Below are 16,037 nucleotides of genomic sequence, written 5' to 3'. Positions count from 1 at the left end.
GCCGATCGCCGACCGGCCGGCGTCCGGCCGCCCAGGTGGCGGCCGTCTGGTCGCCGGCCGTCCGGTCTTCGTCCGTCAGGTCGCCGGCCGTCCGGTCGCTGGGTGCCCGGTCTCCGGGCGCTTGGTCTCGGGGCATGACTCTCCTGAGGCCGCGGGGGCTGGGCGGAGCCGTCGGGAAGCGCTTTCCGGCGGCGCCAGTCGACCGTAGGGGCCGCCGTCGGGGAGGGGCAACGGTCCGGTGGCCCTTCCGTGGCCCCCGTACTCCGAACGGCGGTGCCGCTGACGTCGCGGACGGGAACAGCGGGGGACGATGGAGTGCTCCGACGGTACGGGGCGCGGCGAGCGCGGCGCGGCGAAGGGCTGGTGGGGCGTATGACGGCAGGCCGGACGGATCCCGTGGTCAGGACGCCGTACGGGGCGGTGCGCGGCAGGTACGAGCGCGACGTGGCGGTGTTCCGGGGCATCCCGTACGCCGCGCCGCCGGTCGGGCCCCGCCGGTTCCGGCCGCCCGTGCCGCCCGAGCCCTGGGACGGTGTGCGCGACGCCGGCTCCTTCGGCCCGACCGCACCGAAACCGCCGTACTCGGCCGCCTTCGCCCCGTACCTGTCCGACCCGGACATCCCCGGTGACGACTGCCTCAACCTCAACGTCTGGACGCCCCGGCCGGATCCGGGCGCGCGGCTGCCCGTCATGGTGTGGCTGCACGGCGGAGCGCTGACCCGCGGCTCCTCGGCCGTACCCGTGTACGACGGGCACGCCTTCGCCCGGGACGGCGTGGTCCTGGTCTCGGTCAACTACCGCTTGGGCGTGGAGGGTTTCGGTCTCTTCCCGGACGCGCCCGCCAACCCGGGCCTGCGCGACCAGCTCGCCGCGCTCGTCTGGGTGCACGAGTCGATCGAGGCCTTCGGCGGCGACCCCGGCCGGGTCACCCTCTTCGGCCAGTCCGCCGGGGCGATCAGCATCGGCGCGCTGATCGCCGCCCCGCAGGCGCGGGGCCTCGTCCGGCGGGCCGTCCTGCAGAGCGGGCCGCCGGAGGCCTCCGACCGCGACAAGGTGCGGCGGATGGTGCGCCGCATGGCGGCCCGGCTGAAGGTCCCCGCCACGGCCGAGGCCTTCGCCGCCGTCGACCGCGACCTGCTGCTGCGCACCCAGGGCGAGGTCGGCCGGCTGAGCAGCCCCGTGCTCGGCGGGCCCGCGTTCGGCGTGGTCACCGACGGCGACCTCGTCCCCGGCGACCCGCTGACCGCGCTGACGGAGGGCGGGGCGGCGAGCGGCGTCGAGCTGGTCCTGGGGTGGACCCGGGACGAGTACCGGCTGTGGCTGGTGCCGGGCGGCCTGCTGGAGCGCGTCGACCGGCTCGGCGCGGTCGCCCTGGCCGGGGCCATGGCCCGCTGCCACTGCGGGCACGAGGTGGTCCGCGGCTACCGCGCCCTGCGACCGGGGGCGGGCACCGCCGAGATCGTCGGCCAGATGGTCACCGACCACCTGCTGCGCCGCCCGCTGCACCGCCTGGCCGACGCCCGCCCCGGCTCCTGCCACGTGTACGAGTTCGCCTGGCCCTCGCTGCGGCCCGGTCTGGGAGCCTGCCACGCCCTGGAGCTCGGCTTCGTCTTCGACACCGGCCACGTCCCGGAGTCCCGCAAGCTCGCCGGCGAGGGCGCCCCGCAGGAACTGGCCGACGCGATGCACGCCGCCTGGGTGCGGTTCGCCGCCGAGGGGGACCCGGGCTGGGAGGCGTGGGATGCGGCCCACCCGGTACGGATCTTCGGCGACGGCCCGCCGTACACGGCCCTGGGCCCCCGCGACGCGGAACTCGCCCTGTGGACGGCGCGCGCCCCGGCCGGTGACACCCCACCCGCCCCGCCCCCACCGGCCACCGCCCCGGCCCGAACGGCGGAACTCCGCGCGGTCGTACGACGCCTCAGACGCTCGGGCGGCGTCGGCAAACCCTGAGCCGCCCTCGCGGCCCGGCTCTCCGCCGAGCCGGCGCCTCGGCCGGGCGCGCGGCCCCGCGCTGTGCCTTGCCGGCCTCGCGGCCTCGGCCCCGCGTCAGGCCGCTCTCCCGGCTGCGGCCGGGACCCGTGGGCCTGGTCCTGCGCCGGGCCAGTGTTCCGACTGCGGCCGGGACTCGCCGGCCTGGTCCTGCGCCGGGCCCGTGTCCCGGCTCGAGTCGGGACTGTCAGGCCTGATCCCGCGCCGGCCGGACCGGTGCCCGCTCCCCCCGGCGCGTGCCCCGCCCCTCTGCCAGGTCCGGGGTTCCTTCGCCGGGTCCCGGGCCAGACCCGTGCCGAGGACTGCGGCCGCTTCTGGTCTCCGGGCGGAGGCGGGCCCCGGGCGGGTCCTGTGGGCCGGGCCGACGGCCCGGGCGAGCGGGCTCCCCCCGCCGGGGCCGGAGTCCCGCTCCCCGCGTCGGGGCCGGAGTCCCGTGCCCCTGCCAGGCGCGAGCCCACACCACCGGCCCCGCGGTCACCCCTCCGCCAAGGTCCGGGCCACCTCGCGGATCGCCTCGGGACCCACTCGGCAGCAGCCGCCGATCAGGCGGGCGCCGGACGCGCGCCAGGCCCGTACCCGTTCGGGGGTGAAGGTGGCGCGCCCCTGCCAGGCTCGGGCCTCGGCGTTCCAGGTCTCGCCGCTGTTGGGGTAGACGACGACCGGCTTGCCGGTGACGCGGGCGGCCGTCGCCACCGCGGCGTCCGCGTCGTGCGGGGCGCAGCAGTTCACGCCGACCGCGATCACCTCGTCCCGCTCGGCGGCCAGGGCGAACGCCTCGCGCAGCGGCTGCCCGGCGCGGGTGCGGTCGCCCGCGACGGTGTACGACAGCCAGACCGGCACCCCCAGCCCGCGCACCGCCCGCAGCAGCGCCTCGGCCTCGTCGGTGTCCGGGACCGTCTCCAGGGCGAGCACGTCGGGCCGGGTGGCGGCCAGCACCTCCAGCCGGGGCCGGTGGAAGAGCTCCAGCTCCGCGACCGTGAGCCCGTAGCGGCCCCGGTACTCCGAGCCGTCCGCGAGCATCGCCCCGTACGGTCCGGCCGACGCCGCCGTCCACAGCGGCCGGCGCACGCCCCGCGCCCGGGCCCGTCGCGCGGCCTCCCGCGCCGACTCCACGCTCAGTGCCATGAGTTCGGCGGCCCGCTCACGGCCGATCCCGCGCCTGGCGAACCCTTCGAACGTGGCCTGGTAGCCGGCCGTGATCGCCACGTCCGCGCCCGCCTCGAAGTAGGCGAGGTGCGCCTCGGTGACGGCCTCCGGCCGCTCGTCGAGCAGCCGTGCCGACCACAGCTCGTCGCCCAGGTCGTGCCCGGCCGCCTCCAGCTGGTTCGACAGGCCGCCGTCGAGTACGACGGTCCCGGCCGCGAGCGCCTCGGCGAGGGTGGGGGAGGTGTCGCTGGTCATGTCACGACGCTAACCGACGGGCCGGCGCGGGACCGGGCGCGCGGAGCCGGGCCCCCGGAGCCCCGTGCCCCGGGGGCGGCCACGCGGCACGTCGCGTCCGCCGTAGGCCACCCGGTCCCTTCACGGCCCGGGTACGTCCGGTGCCCCGGCCCGCTCGGCGCTCAGACGCCCAGCACCTGTTCGAGCCGCAGTGCGAACGCCTCCGGATGCTCGGCCGCTCCCAGGTGCCCTCCGGGGAACTCGGCGAAGGTCCCCCCGGTCCGCTCGGCGAGACGCGCGGCGGTGCGGTGCAGCAGCAGCCCACGCGAGCCGGCCCCGGCGGCCGACGTCAGCCGTGCGCCCACCGGGTCCGCGGACGGAACGTACGACGTGAACGGGACGAGCACATGGGCCAGGAAGACCGCCATCGGCGAGGACAGCTCCTCGGCCCGGGACAGCGGCTGCCCCGCCCCGGCCTCCACCGCCCCGGGCTCCCGTCCCCCGAGCACGTCGGTGAGCCGCGCCCCGGCGGCCCGCGGCCCCGCCGCGCGGTAGGCGGCGTACACCTGCCGGAACCGTTCGCCCTGCCGGGCCCCGTCCGGCAGGACGGCCACGCACGGCGCCTCGTGGGCGACGACGTGCCGCAGCCGGCCGGGATGCCGTGCCAGCAGGTCGAGGGCCGCGATGCCGCCCGAGCTGGTGCCGAGCACGAAGGCGCGCTCGCCCCGCGGCAGCACCGCGTCCAGCACCCGCCGCGCCCCCTCGCTCCACCGCTCGACCCGCTGGTCCGCGACGGGATGCCCGAGGCGCCCGTGGGCGAGGCCGAGCGGGTCGTACGTGACCACGGTGAACCGCCGGGCCAGGCGCTCCGTCAGGCCGTCCAGCCCCATCGGGTGGCCGGCCCCGCCCGGCAGGACGAGCAGCACGGGGCCGGTGCCCCGGACGTCGTAGAAGAGGCCGGTCACCGGGTCTTCTCCTCGCGGGGCCAGTGCGTCAGGGCCGTGTGCAGCGCGTCGACCGCCTTCGCCCAGGACGCCGCCACGTCCCGGGGGGCGCCGAAGCCGCCGGCCGCCTCCAGCAGGCAGTAGCCGTGGAAGGTGCTGCGCAACAGCCGTACCGCGTCGGTGAGATCGGGCTCGTGCAGGCCGTAGCCGCGCAGCATGCCGTAGGTGATCTCGGCGGTGCGCTCGAACTCGGGCGACGTGGCGACCAGGGACTGGTCGACGCGGATCTGCGTGGCCGCGTACCGCCCGGGATGTTCGCGCGCGTACGCCCGGTAGGCGTCGGCGAAGGCGCCCAGCGCGTCCCGGCCGGCCCGCCCGGCCACGGCGGCGGCGATCCGGTCGATCAGCTCGCCGCCGGCCAGCAGCGCGACCCGGGTCCGCAGCTCCCGCAGGCTCCTGACGTGCGAGTACAGACTGGCGTCCTTGACACCGAACCGTCGCGCCAGCGCCGAGACGGTGACGTTCTCGAAGCCCGCCTCGTCGGCGAGATCGGCCGCCGCCGCGACGAGACGTCCGACGGTGAGTCCGGCACGGACCACGGCTCGCCCCCTGTTCAGCCGTCCAGCACTCACCTAGAGCCCCTAGGGAGGAGCCTAGCAGCCCTAGCTCGAGGTGACCTCGGTCCTTTACGCGTCAACTGTCGCTAATTGAACGGTTGTTGAAGGGAACCGTTCAATTAGCGGGGCCGCGGGGCCGTGCCCGCCGGATGGCCGTACGGCTCTGTTCGCGCGGCGCGCGGGGGGTGTCGATGTGTGGTTTTTGTGATGGTCCACAATTCCCATGCGACGCACGCCCGTTGGGCATATGCGACTGATAAGATCGTTCCACTTTTCGGTAGGCTGACGGCGTGTCATGAACGCGTACGGGGGACAGTCTCGAAGGCCCCATCGCTAAGGAGTGGTTTCTGGTCCGCCTGTAGGTCCGCGGCCGTTCGGGGCCTGGCTCCGCCGTCCGCACCGTTGGGCTGCCCGCTCCCGGCGCGATGCGACTTGAAGAGAGTCTCATGACGTCATTGATCCAGGATCCACTGCTGTGGATCTTGCTTGTGGTGCTTGCCGCTGCGGTCGTCGCAGTGCTGCGCGCCCGGAGAACCAACATGGCGCTCCGAAGAACGAAGAACGACCTGGAGACCGGACTGGGCCGCGCCCACGCCGAACTCGGCCAGGCGCGGACGCACATGGCCGCGCTCGGCACCCAGCACGAGCTCGACCTCGCGGACGTCCGGGCCGACGCGGAGTCGTCGACCAAGGCGGTGCTGAAGTCCGCCATGGGCACCCTGCAGTCCCTCGCCGAGGAACAGCAGGTCCTTCTGGACAACCTGCTCAAGAAGTACGGCGACGACACCGAGGTCCTGGCCGACCTGATGTCGGTCGACCACACCGGCAGCCAGTTCGGCCGCCGGGCCAAGGGCATCTCCGTGCTGTGCGGCGGCTGGCTGGGCCGGCGCGACGGCGCCGCCACCGTCTACGACGTCGCCCGCAGCGCCCAGGGCCGGATCAAGGACTTCGACCGGGTCGGCGTCCACTCGCAGGTCAACGTCTCCATCACCAGCAAGGCCGTGGAACCGGTCGCGGTCGTCCTCGCCGAACTGCTGGACAACGCCACGAACTACAGCGCCCCCGGAACCCCGGTCGAGGTCAACATCCAGGCCGTCCCCACGGGCGTGTGCTTCATCGTGGACGACGCCGGCCTCGGCATGGACCAGGAGACCAAGGACCGGGCGCAGGTCCTGCTGTCCGCCGACGGACCGGTCGACATCACCGGTCTCGGCGACCCGCCCCGCTTCGGCTTCGCCGTGTGCGGGATGCTCGCCGCCCGGTACGGCTTCGCCGTCTCCGTCGGCTCGGTGTCCCCGTACGGGGGCGTGCGTGCCGTGATCCGCGTGCCCGAAACTCTCCTCGCCGCCGGAGGTCCCGCGCCCGTGGCCGAAGCCCAGGAACCCGCCGGCCAGGAGCCCGCGCCGCAGCGGCTGGCGCCGGTCCCGGTGGGCCCCTCCCACGTGGTGGGCACCACCTCCGGCGGTCTGCCCAAGCGCCGGCGCCGCCAGGGACCCATCTCGGTGGTGCCCACGCCCGTCGCCGCGGCCTCCGCCGACGACCCGGCGGACGAGCCGGACAGCGAGGTGACGGCCTCGCGGCTCGGCGCCTTCGCGCGCGGGACACAGCTCGGGCGGACCTCGAACACCACGGAAGGACCTGACCACCAGTGAACACCGACCTGTCGTGGGTGCTGAACGACGTGCTCGAGGTACGCGGAGCCCGCCACGCGGTCCTCGTCTCGGGCGACGGCCTGCTGCTGCAGCGCTCGGACGACATCACGCGCGACGACGCGGAGACGAACGCCGCGGCGATGAGCTCCATGCAGTCGCTCAGCCGCGCCGTCGCCGGGTTCGTCGGTGCCGGGCACGGCGTGTGGAAGCAGACGCTGCTGGAGTACGACGGCGGCTGGATCTTCCTGATCGCCGCGGGCCAGGGCGCCTACCTGGCCGTCTCGACCGCTCTTGACGTCGACATGGAGGCGGTGTCCTTCCGGATGCAGAAGACGGTGGCCGCCCTCAGCAAGGCGATGAGTGTGGCGCCCCGCTCGGACAACGGTGCCGGCGCATGACGACACCCGGCGAGGAAGCGCCCGTCACCAGCGACTTCGTTCGCTCCTACGTCATCACCGGCGGCCGGAGCCTGCCGGCCTCCGATGACCTTGCCCTGCACACCCTGGTCACCCTGGCTCCCGAGCGGACCCTTCCGCTGGGGGCCGGCCCCGAGGTGCGGGCGATCTGGGACCTGTGCGCGGGCGGCTACCTGTCGGTCGCCGAAGTGGCCGGGCACCTCGGCCTTCCGGTAGGGGTGGCACGGCTGCTGCTGACCGATTTATTCGAGCAGGGGCACCTCCTGCGCCGAGCCGAGCCGCCCCGGGCCCAGAACGTTGACAGAGCGATCCTCGAGAAGGTTCTCCATGGACTCCACTCCTTCATCGGCTGAGACGGCCGCTGGATCCATCTACGTCTCCAGTGCGGTGACCAACGCCGCCAAGATCCTGGTCGTAGGGCATTTCGCCGTGGGCAAGACGACCTTCATCGGCTCGCTGTCGGAGATCACCCCGCTGCGCACCGAGGAGAAGATGACGCAGGCGTCCGTCCACGTGGACGACCTGCGCGGCGTCACGGACAAGAAGACCACCACCGTCGCCCTGGACTTCGGCCGGCTGACGCTCAGCGACGAACTGGTCCTGTACCTGTTCGGCACGCCGGGACAGCAGCGCTTCATGCAGCTGTGGGAGGACATGGCCCGCGGGGCGCTGGGAGCGCTGCTCCTGGTGGACCCCGCCCGGCTGGAGGAGACCTTCCCCGTCATCGACCTCGTCGAGGGCTACGGGCTCGAGTACGCCATCGCCGTCAACACCTTCGACCCGGACAAGGTGTACGAGGAGGCGGAGGTGCGCGAGGCGCTCGACCTGCTCCCCGACACCCCCGTCGTCTACTGCGACGCCCGCGACCGGAAGTCCTCCGGAGGGGCGCTGATCGCGCTGGTCCGCCACCTGCTCGCTCGCGCAGCCTGACACGCTCACTCCCCGCCGGGGCCCTCGGGTCCCGGTGCCAGCAAAGGAATCCCATGGACCGTCAGACAGTGTCCGCCCCCGCGGGCGGCGGATGCCCCATGCACGACGCCGCGTTCGCTGCCGACCCGCAGGCGGTCTACGACCGACTGCGCGCCCAGGCCCCGGCCGGCCCGGTCGAACTCGCCCCGGGCGTGGACGCCACCCTGGTCGTCGGCCACGAGACGGCGCTGCGCGTCCTGCAGAACTCCACGCTCTTCGCCCGGGACGCCCGCCGCTGGAAGGCCCTCAACGAGGGGCGCGTCAGCCTGGAGAGCCCGGTACTGCCGATGATGGCCTACCGGCCCAACTGCCTGTTCACGGACGGGGCGGTGCACCTCAGGCTGCGCAAGGCCGTCACCGACAGCCTCGCCAGGCTCAACATCACCCGCATCCGCCGGGACGTCGAGCCGATCGCCGACTACCTCATCGACCAGTTCAGCGAGCGGGGCCGCGCGGACCTCCTCAACGACTACGCCAAGCTGCTGCCGCTGCTGCTCTTCAACAAGATCTTCGGCTGTCCGGCGGACATCGGCGACACCCTGACCAGCTCCATATCGGCGCTGTTCGACCTCAAGGACGTCATGCGCGCCAACGAGGAGCTCACCGCCTGCCTCATGGAGCTGATCGCGCTCAAGCGCCGCCAGCCGGGCGACGACGTCACCTCCTGGCTCATCCAGCACCCGGCCGGGCTCACCGACGAGGAACTCAAGGACCAGCTCGTCATGCTGATGGGCGCCGGCGTCGAACCCGAGCGCAACCTGATCGGCAACGCCCTGCTCCTGCTCCTGGCGCCGCGCACGGCGGGCCGCGACAGCGGCATGCTGATCGAGGAGGCGCTCGACCACGTGCTGTGGAACCAGACGCCGATCGCCAACTACGCCACCCACTACCCGGTGCAGGACGTCGACCTGGGCGGCCACGTCGCGGAGGCCAACACCCCGGTCGTCATCAGCTTCGCCGCCGCCAACAGCGACCCGGCGCTGGCCGAGGCCCGCCGCACCCACAGCAAGGGCGCCCACCTGGCCTGGGGCGCCGGCCCGCACGCCTGCCCGGCCAAGGACCCCGCGCGCGTCATCGCGACCACCGCGGTCGAAAGACTCCTCAACGCCCTGCCCGACATGATGCTGGCCGTGCCCGAGGAGCAACTCCAGTGGCGTCCGGGCCCGTTCCACCGGGCCCTGGTCGCGCTGCCGGTCGCCTTCAGCCCGGCGCCGGCCACCCGGATGGCGTCCGCGCTGCGCAACCGCACGGCGTCCGCGGCGGAGCAGCCGCTGCCCACCGCCCCCACCCCGACGGCCCGTCAGGAGCCCGCACGGCGCAAGGGCTTCTGGAGCAACTTCCTGGATATTTTCCGGGTTTGATGCACGGCATGTGACGGGAGCAACACACAGTGGCGCATGACGGGGGAGAGGGGAAGGGTAGGTTCCGGCGGTAACGGTAGCGTCCAGCCGAAGGAGCCATGCGTGACCGCCGTTGGCGAGATACGCGGTACCACCATCGACCGCCGATCCGTCATTTCCCTCCTCCGTCGGCTGCGTTCCGACGAGGGGCAGGCCAACCCCCTCCCGCTCTGGGCCGAATTGCGTGCCCTGGGTGACGTCGTGCCCGCCCCCTGGGGCGGTTATCTGGTGACCGGATTCGAGGCGTGCAGCCAGGTCCTGCGCGGCCGGAACTGGCTGGTGCCGGACTTCGCCTGGCAGGAACGCCACCCGGGCAACCAGCGCTGGCAGGCGGTGGCCACGCGCGAGATGACACGGACGCTGCCCCGCCTCAACGGGACCGCTCACACGTGTCAACGGCGAGCGCTGGGCAACCCCTTCGACCGCCGGACCCTCGAAGCCCTCGGGCCCCTGATCGCCGCCCAGGCCTGGCCGCTCCTGGACGACCTGGAGGACCGGCTGCGTACCCACGGCGAGGCCGACTTCGTCCGCACGGTCAGCGAGTGGCTGCCGGTGCGCACCACCGGTCAGTGGCTGGACATCCCGGCCGAGCACCACGCGTACATGCTCGACTTCACCCACCGTCAGGTGTACGCGCAGGAGTTGCTGCCCACCAAGAGCGAGCTGGCGATCTCGGCCGAGGCCACCCTGGAGATGCGGTCCTTCTTCACCGCACTCGTCCGGCAGCGTCGCGCGCACCCCGGCGAGGACGCCCTCACCGGCTGGATCCACTACTTCGACGCCCTCTACCCCGGCGACCGCGCGACAGCGGACCGGGAGCTCTACGACCTGACCATGTTCGTCGCCATGGCCTCCCTGGAGACCACCGCGACCCTGCTGACGAGCGCCGTGTGGCTCATCACCCAGGACCCGGCCACGCTGGACCGGCTGCGCCGCCACCCCGAGCACATCGACGACGCCGTCGAGGAGGTGATGCGCTACGACCCGCCCGTGCACCTCAACACCCGTGTCGCCGCCGACGACACGGTCCTCGCCGGGGTCCCCGTCGCCCGGGACACCATGGTCCACGTCCTGTACGGCGCCGCGAACCACGACCCGCGCCGCAACGAGGACCCGCACGTCTTCGACGTCCTGCGCAACGGCAGTCACCTGACCTTCGGCGGCGGCGCGCACTACTGCCTCGGAGCGGCTCTCGCCCGCCTGGAGGTCAAGGTGCTGCTCACCCTGCTGCTGGAACGCTTCCCCACCCTCCGGCCCACCGCGCCGCCCACCTACGCGGCCGGCCGTATGGTCTTCCGACGGATCACCTCCCTGAAAGTGACGACATGACCCCCCGGCCCCTCGGCACGCTCCCGGCACTCCCGGAAGAGCGCGTACTCAAGACCCTGCGCACCTACCGGCAGGGTCCCGTCCTCACCGTCGAACTCCACGTCCCCGAGCAGGGTAACGTCGTCACCGACGCCATGCTGGACGACCTCCTGGAGGTCCTCCACGAGCAGGACCCGGCGGTGCGGGTGGTCGTCCTCGCCGGCGCCGGCGACGACTTCAGCCTCGGCGGGGACCGAGGCGAGTTCGCCCGGCACCTCACCCACGACTCCGGCGCCGGCGGTGTCCGGGTGTCCGGCGCCAAGGCCCGCCGCGTGTGCGACGCGCTCGGCGAGAACCCCGCCGTCACCATCGCCCGTCTGCACGGCAAGGTCGTGGGAGCGGGGCTCGCCCTGGCGCTCGCCTGCGACCTGCGGGTCGCGGCCGACGACGCGACCTTCCGGCTGCCCGAGCTCGCCCTGGGGCTGCCCTCCGCGTGGGGCGGTGTGCTGCCCCGCCTGGTCAGCGAGGCCGGTGCCGCCCGCGCGCGTGAACTGGTCCTCACCGGGCGTTCGTTCACCGCTCAGGAGGCCGTGCACCTGTCGGTGCTGCAGAAGGCCGTCCCGGCCCATGAGCTGGACGCGGCGGTCGCGGCCTGGGCCGGACCCGTCGCCCGGCGCCCGGCCGCGGCCCTGCGCGTCACCAAGACGCTGTTCCACTCGCTGTCCGCGGCGACCCGCATGGCCGACGTCTCCGCCCTGGACGCGGAGCTGATGGCGGCGGTGGTGTCGGAGCTGCACCACGCCCGCGCGGGCGGCTGACCGCCGCCCTCCCGGGGCCGGGGCCGCCCGCCGCCCGGCCCCTCGGGGGAGGGCGGGGCGGCGGACGGCCTCAGTCGCCGAGCAGGTCCCGTACGAAGGCGTTGGAGAAGGTGCCGGACGGGTCGAGGTCCCGGACCAGCCGCCGGAAGTCGTCCAGCCGCGGATAGCGGGTCCGGAGCACCTCCGGGGCGACGGTGAACACCTTGCCCCAGTGCGGCCGCGCGCCGAAGCCGTCCAGCGCCTCCTCGACCCGCGGCACCACCGGCAGCACCGCCTCGGTGTCCGCCACCCAGGTGAAGTGCAGCGCCACCGTGTCCCGCCCGTAGGAGGGGCTCAGCCACTGTTCGTCGGCGGCGACGGTCCGCACCTCGCAGGTCTGCAGCACACCGGCGACCGTCTCCCGGATCCCATCGAGCGCGTGCAGCGCCTCGACCGCGTGCCCGCGCGGCAGCAGGTACTCCGACTGGAGCTCGGCGCCGCTGCTCGGGGTGAACTCCGCCCGGAAGTGCGGCAGCCGCTCGTGCCACGGACCCGGCACGCCGAACTGCCGGGTGCAGTGCTCAGCGGGCATCCCGGGCACCGGATGAGGCGGCCCCGGCGGGCACGGCCCACGGGAAGGGGGACAGCGGCTCGTCGGTGCGCCGCTTCAGCCAGACCTGCCGGAAGCCCGGACCGCGCCAGTCGGTGAACAGGCTCACGCTGTAAGCCGAACCCGCCACCGCCTCGAAGTCGATCCCCTTCAAGGGAAGCTCGGTGAAGAGGTGCTGCTCCACCTCGTACGACGGCTCCAGGTCCAGGGTGAGAGCGGTGACCACGCCGAGCGCCCCGAGGGAGGTGACCGCACCGCCGAACCGGGCGTCGCCGCGCCCGACGCTGACCGTCGCGCCGTCCGCCGTGACCAGCTCGACCTCGCGCACGGCCGAGGCGAGCGGCCCGTTGCCGACGCCGGAGCCGTGGGTGCCGGTCGCCACCGACCCGGCGACCGAGATGTGCGGCAGCGAGGCCATGTTGGGCAGGGCGAGCCCCCGCCCGTGCACCAGGCGGGCCAGCTCCGCGTACCGCACCCCGCCGGCGACCCGGACCGTGCGTGCCGCTGTGTCCACCTCCACCTCGGCCGGCAGCGCGGCCGCCGAGACCAGCACGCCCCCGGCCCCGGGGTCGGCGATCCCGTTGAAGGAGTGCCCGCTGCCGAGGACGCGCACCCTCCCGCTCGCCGCGACCAGCGCCCGCAGCGCGTCGAGCGTGCGCGGCCGGTGCACCTCCTGGGCGGTGTACGTGACGTTCCCCGCCCAGTTGGTCACGGTCCCGGTCATCGTGTCGTCCCTCCCCGTGGCGTCGAGGCCCGCGTCCCCGGAAACCTACCCGACGGCCGGCGCCCCACCCCGGGGTCCGCCAGGCGGTGCGGGGCCGGCGGGGCGGTCCGGGGCCGGTCGGGCCGGTGCGGGGCCGGCGGTCCGGGGGGGACCCGGCAGGCCCGACGCTCCGGCGGGGGCATACCGTGAGGAGTCGTACGTCCGAGCCAGGAGGAGAGACGGGATGGGCAGCCGCACCGCGCTGGTCGAGGATCTGATGGAGCGCTTCCCGCACGTACCGCGGGAGGCCGTGTTCAAGGAGGACCTGCTCAGGGGCGGTGTGGCCTTCGACCCGTCCGCCCTGAGCGACAACGACGACGGGGACGTCAAGCCGAAGTCGTACTTCATCTTCTCCTTCGACCACGGCACCCTGCCCGAGCTGGGCGAGGCCGCGCTGCGCCGCCCGCCGGAGGAGATCATCCTCACCGGCGGCCCCTACGACCTGCGGCGCACCGTCGTCTCCGTGCGGGTGAATCCGGCCTCCCCGTACCGGGTGGCCGCCGACGGCGAGGGCCTGCTCGGGCTCTACCTCGACGGCAAGCGGATCGCCGATGTCGGCGTCCCGCCCATGCCCGAGTACTACCGGCACACCCTGTCCAACGGGAAGTCCGTGATGGAGGTCGCCCCGACCATCCAGTGGGGGTACCTGATCTACCTCACCGTCTTCCGGGTCTGCCAGTACTTCGGCGCCAAGGAGGAGTGCCAGTACTGCGACATCAACCACAACTGGCGCCAGCACAAGGCCGCCGGACGCCCCTACACCGGCGTCAAGGACGTGGACGAGGTCCTGGAGGCGCTGGAGATCATCGACCGGTACGACACCCAGAAGGCGTCCACCGCCTACACCCTGACCGGCGGTGCGATCACCAAGACGGTCGGCGGCCGCGACGAGGCCGACTTCTACGGCCGGTACGCCAAGGCCATCGAGGAGCGCTTCCCCGGCCGCTGGATCGGCAAGGTCGTCGCCCAGGCGCTGCCCAAGGACGACGTGCAGCGGTTCAAGGACTACGGCGTGCAGATCTACCACCCCAACTACGAGGTGTGGGACCGCCGCCTGTTCGAGCTGTACTGCCCCGGCAAGGAGCGCTACGTCGGCCGGGACGAGTGGCACCGCCGCATCCTGGACTCCGCCGAGGTGTTCGGCGCGCGCAATGTCATCCCCAACTTCGTCGCGGGCGTGGAGATGGCCGAGCCCTTCGGCTTCACGAGCGTCGACGAGGCCATCGCCTCCACCACCGAGGGCCTGCGGTTCTTCATGTCGCACGGCATCACGCCCCGGTTCACCACCTGGTGCCCGGAGCCGACGACCCCGCTGGGCAAGGCCAACCCGCACGGCGCGCCGCTGGAGTACCACATCCGGCTGCTGGAGGCCTACCGCGCCACGATGGACGACTTCGGCCTGTCCTCGCCCCCCGGCTACGGCCCGCCCGGACCCGGCCGCGCGGTGTTCTCCGTCAGCTCCTTCATGGACAGTCTCCCGGCGCGGGAGCCGACGGAGGTGTAGGTTTCCCGCCACCGTGAGACGGGCGCGCCGTTCGTCCGTACTACGGAGCGGAGTTGAGGGGGCACCGTCCGCGTCATGCACATCTGAATACGCCGCTTGTCAGTCGCGCCGCCGGCGTGAAAGGCTCGGGCCCTTCCGCAAGGCTCCCCAACTCCGTTGTGCACAGTGCGAGTTGGCTTCGACCGTGGATGCAGGAGACCCATGCCCGACCTGCCGAGCACCAAGGACGCCACCGAGGCCGCCCTGTTCGCCGAATGCTGGGACGCGGTGCTCTCCTACGCGGACCTGTGCACGGCCGCCCCCGCCGCGGCGCGGCAACTGGCCGCCGAGGCCTTCGCGCTGGGCCTGCGCGAGTTCCGCGCCGCCGACGCCGGACCCTCCCGGGTGCCCAGGCTGCCCGCGACGCCGCTGCTGCTGACCGCGGTGCGCGTCACGGCCGCGTCGTGGGAGTCCGGCGGCCTCGGCCACAAGCTCGACCCCGACCTGCGGCTGTGGCTCAACTCCGGCAAGGCCGCCCGCCACACCGGCCCGCCGCTGCACCGCCCGCTCGCGCTGCGCGGCCTGCGCGACCTGCAGGAGCCGGACGCGGCGCTGCTGTGGCTCGCCGAGGTGGAGGCCCTGCCGCTGCCCGTCGTGGCCCGCCGGCTCGGCCTCGACCCGCGGACCGCGGCCGACGAACTCGACCAGGTCCGGTCCCTGTTCCGGGACCGCTGCCACCGTGCCCATCTCGACACCCCGATGGACGCGCAGTGCCGCAGCTACGCCCGGCTGCTGGACGCGGTCACGCGCTCGCCCGCCGCCGAGGCGCCCGGCGACCTCTCACGGCACCTCGCCACCTGCGTCGAGTGCGCCGAGGCCGCCGCCTGCCTCCGGGTGCACGGCGGCGGGCTGCCCGCGGCCCTCGCCGGCGGGGTGATCGGCTGGGGCGGCCTCGCCTACCTCGAACGCCGCCGGGCCGCCGAGACGCCGGGCGCCCGGACCCCCGCGCCCCGGGACACCGGGACCGGGGAGCCGCAGGAGGCCGCGGCCCGGGCCAAGGTGGTGCGGGGCGGCCTGCTCGCCGCGGCGGTGCTGCTCTCGGCGCTGGCGCTGGCCGTGTCGATGATGCCGTTCGGCGGCTCCGCGCCCGACACCGCGCGCGGCGACGACGACCGCCGGCCGGTCGCCGACCCCGGCCTCTCGCTGCCCTCCCCGAGTCCCACGCCGCCCGCCTCCGCCTCCCCCTCCCACGGTCCGTCGGCGAGCCGCACGGGGACCAGGTCCGGCCCGGGGAACCCCGACCCGGAGCCCCAGGGCACGACCGCCTCCACCGCGGGCGGCGGCCCCTCCGGCCCGGCGCCGGGCGAGCCGGCCGGCTGCCGCGTCCACTACGACGTCGTCAACCAGTGGCCCGACGGCTTCGAGGCCGCCGTCACCGTCACCACCGCCCGCGCCCTCGACGCCTGGCGCGTGGCCTGGACCTACCGCGACGGCCAGCGCGTCAGCCAGATGTGGGACGCGACCGCCGCCCAGGACGGCTCCCGCGTCACCGCCACCGCCGCCGACTACAACCGGTCCGTCCCCGCGCACGGCCGGCTCTCCTTCGGCTTCATCGCCTCCTGGCAGGACGAGAACTCCCCACCGGACGACTTCACGCTCAACGGGCACGCCTGCGCGGTCGCCTGAGCCCCGGAAGCCCCGGCCGC

General features: G+C 74.0%; 13 protein-coding genes and 1 pseudogene. 10 read left to right on the top strand and 4 right to left on the bottom strand.

All coding sequences use genetic code 11. From position 1 onward, the window contains the following. The first annotated feature begins 372 nt into the window (after positions 1–372). Positions 373–1,953, top strand: a complete 1,581-nt coding sequence (locus ACIPM1_RS17475; protein ID WP_402435142.1) for a carboxylesterase/lipase family protein — start codon at positions 373–375, stop codon at positions 1,951–1,953. 513 nt (positions 1,954–2,466) lie between these two features. Here ACIPM1_RS17475 and mmuM read toward each other — a convergent pair. The 3 genes from mmuM to ACIPM1_RS17460 all read right to left on the bottom strand — a co-directional run bounded on the left by mmuM (position 2,467) and on the right by ACIPM1_RS17460 (position 4,915). Next, positions 2,467–3,393, bottom strand: a complete 927-nt coding sequence (mmuM, locus tag ACIPM1_RS17470; protein WP_402435140.1) for a homocysteine S-methyltransferase — start codon at positions 3,391–3,393, stop codon at positions 2,467–2,469. A 161-nt stretch (positions 3,394–3,554) separates the two neighbouring features. Next, positions 3,555–4,337, bottom strand: coding sequence for an alpha/beta fold hydrolase (locus tag ACIPM1_RS17465; protein ID WP_402435137.1), 783 nt, complete (start codon positions 4,335–4,337; stop codon positions 3,555–3,557). Continuing rightward, a complete protein-coding gene (locus ACIPM1_RS17460) occupies positions 4,334–4,915 on the bottom strand; it encodes a TetR-like C-terminal domain-containing protein (protein WP_402435134.1) in 582 nt (193 codons plus the stop codon). The genes ACIPM1_RS17465 and ACIPM1_RS17460 overlap by 4 nt, the downstream gene beginning before the upstream one ends. A 464-nt stretch (positions 4,916–5,379) precedes the next feature. Here ACIPM1_RS17460 and ACIPM1_RS17455 point away from each other — a divergent pair, with 464 nt between their 5' ends. The 7 genes from ACIPM1_RS17455 (at position 5,380) to ACIPM1_RS17425 (ending at position 11,496) form a co-directional block, all read left to right on the top strand. Next, positions 5,380–6,585: an ATP-binding protein gene (locus tag ACIPM1_RS17455; RefSeq protein WP_402435131.1), complete on the top strand. Its 1,206-nt coding sequence runs from the start codon at positions 5,380–5,382 to the stop codon at positions 6,583–6,585. Beyond that, positions 6,582–6,983 (top strand): roadblock/LC7 domain-containing protein, encoded by a 402-nt coding sequence (locus ACIPM1_RS17450; protein ID WP_356184518.1) that lies wholly within the window; start codon positions 6,582–6,584, stop codon positions 6,981–6,983. Before ACIPM1_RS17455 ends, ACIPM1_RS17450 begins: the two co-directional genes overlap by 4 nt. Next, on the top strand, positions 6,980–7,354 hold the full coding sequence (locus tag ACIPM1_RS17445; protein ID WP_402435128.1) for a DUF742 domain-containing protein: 375 nt from the start codon (positions 6,980–6,982) through the stop codon (positions 7,352–7,354). Before ACIPM1_RS17450 ends, ACIPM1_RS17445 begins: the two co-directional genes overlap by 4 nt. Beyond that, complete coding sequence (locus ACIPM1_RS17440; RefSeq protein WP_356184525.1) at positions 7,329–7,931, top strand: ATP/GTP-binding protein; 603 nt, start codon at positions 7,329–7,331, stop codon at positions 7,929–7,931. Before ACIPM1_RS17445 ends, ACIPM1_RS17440 begins: the two co-directional genes overlap by 26 nt. 98 nt (positions 7,932–8,029) lie before the next feature. Further along, positions 8,030–9,331: a cytochrome P450 gene (locus tag ACIPM1_RS17435; protein WP_402435492.1), complete on the top strand. Its 1,302-nt coding sequence runs from the start codon at positions 8,030–8,032 to the stop codon at positions 9,329–9,331. Between the two features lie 102 nt (positions 9,332–9,433). Beyond that, complete coding sequence (locus ACIPM1_RS17430; protein WP_402435125.1) at positions 9,434–10,699, top strand: cytochrome P450; 1,266 nt, start codon at positions 9,434–9,436, stop codon at positions 10,697–10,699. Further along, positions 10,696–11,496: an enoyl-CoA hydratase/isomerase family protein gene (locus ACIPM1_RS17425; protein ID WP_402435122.1), complete on the top strand. Its 801-nt coding sequence runs from the start codon at positions 10,696–10,698 to the stop codon at positions 11,494–11,496. Before ACIPM1_RS17430 ends, ACIPM1_RS17425 begins: the two co-directional genes overlap by 4 nt. Positions 11,497–11,566: 70 nt before the next feature. On the opposite strand, the pseudogene ACIPM1_RS17420 reads toward ACIPM1_RS17425, so the two are convergent. Next, positions 11,567–12,809: pseudogene (locus ACIPM1_RS17420) on the bottom strand (D-arabinono-1,4-lactone oxidase). Between the two features lie 223 nt (positions 12,810–13,032). On the opposite strand from ACIPM1_RS17420, the gene ACIPM1_RS17415 reads away from it, so the two are divergent. Both ACIPM1_RS17415 and ACIPM1_RS17410 read left to right on the top strand, forming a co-directional pair. Then, positions 13,033–14,352 carry a radical SAM protein gene (locus tag ACIPM1_RS17415; protein ID WP_402435119.1) on the top strand — a complete coding sequence of 440 codons (1,320 nt, stop codon included), beginning with the start codon at positions 13,033–13,035 and terminating at the stop codon, positions 14,350–14,352. A 201-nt stretch (positions 14,353–14,553) separates the two neighbouring features. Further along, on the top strand, positions 14,554–16,017 hold the full coding sequence (locus ACIPM1_RS17410; protein WP_402435116.1) for a cellulose binding domain-containing protein: 1,464 nt from the start codon (positions 14,554–14,556) through the stop codon (positions 16,015–16,017). Positions 16,018–16,037 lie beyond the last annotated feature (20 nt).

This window comes from Streptomyces sp. NPDC086766, assembly GCF_044746005.1.
GTDB lineage: Bacteria > Actinomycetota > Actinomycetes > Streptomycetales > Streptomycetaceae > Streptomyces.
Note: the sequence above shows the minus strand (reverse complement) of the source record. Positions and strands in the feature narration are given on the sequence as shown.

Bases quoted from the DNA above. Each gene is read 5' to 3' on its own strand.
- ACIPM1_RS17440 (WP_356184525.1), top strand. From the start codon at position 7,329: ATGGACTCCACTCCTTCATCGGCTGAGACGGCCGCTGGATCCATCTAC.
- ACIPM1_RS17435 (WP_402435492.1), top strand. From the start codon at position 8,030: ATGCACGACGCCGCGTTCGCTGCCGACCCGCAGGCGGTCTACGACCGA.
- ACIPM1_RS17455 (WP_402435131.1), top strand. From the start codon at position 5,380: ATGACGTCATTGATCCAGGATCCACTGCTGTGGATCTTGCTTGTGGTG.
- ACIPM1_RS17475 (WP_402435142.1), top strand. From the start codon at position 373: ATGACGGCAGGCCGGACGGATCCCGTGGTCAGGACGCCGTACGGGGCG.
- ACIPM1_RS17445 (WP_402435128.1), top strand. From the start codon at position 6,980: ATGACGACACCCGGCGAGGAAGCGCCCGTCACCAGCGACTTCGTTCGC.
- ACIPM1_RS17415 (WP_402435119.1), top strand. From the start codon at position 13,033: ATGGGCAGCCGCACCGCGCTGGTCGAGGATCTGATGGAGCGCTTCCCG.
- mmuM (WP_402435140.1), bottom strand. From the start codon at position 3,393: ATGACCAGCGACACCTCCCCCACCCTCGCCGAGGCGCTCGCGGCCGGG.
- ACIPM1_RS17425 (WP_402435122.1), top strand. From the start codon at position 10,696: ATGACCCCCCGGCCCCTCGGCACGCTCCCGGCACTCCCGGAAGAGCGC.
- ACIPM1_RS17410 (WP_402435116.1), top strand. From the start codon at position 14,554: ATGCCCGACCTGCCGAGCACCAAGGACGCCACCGAGGCCGCCCTGTTC.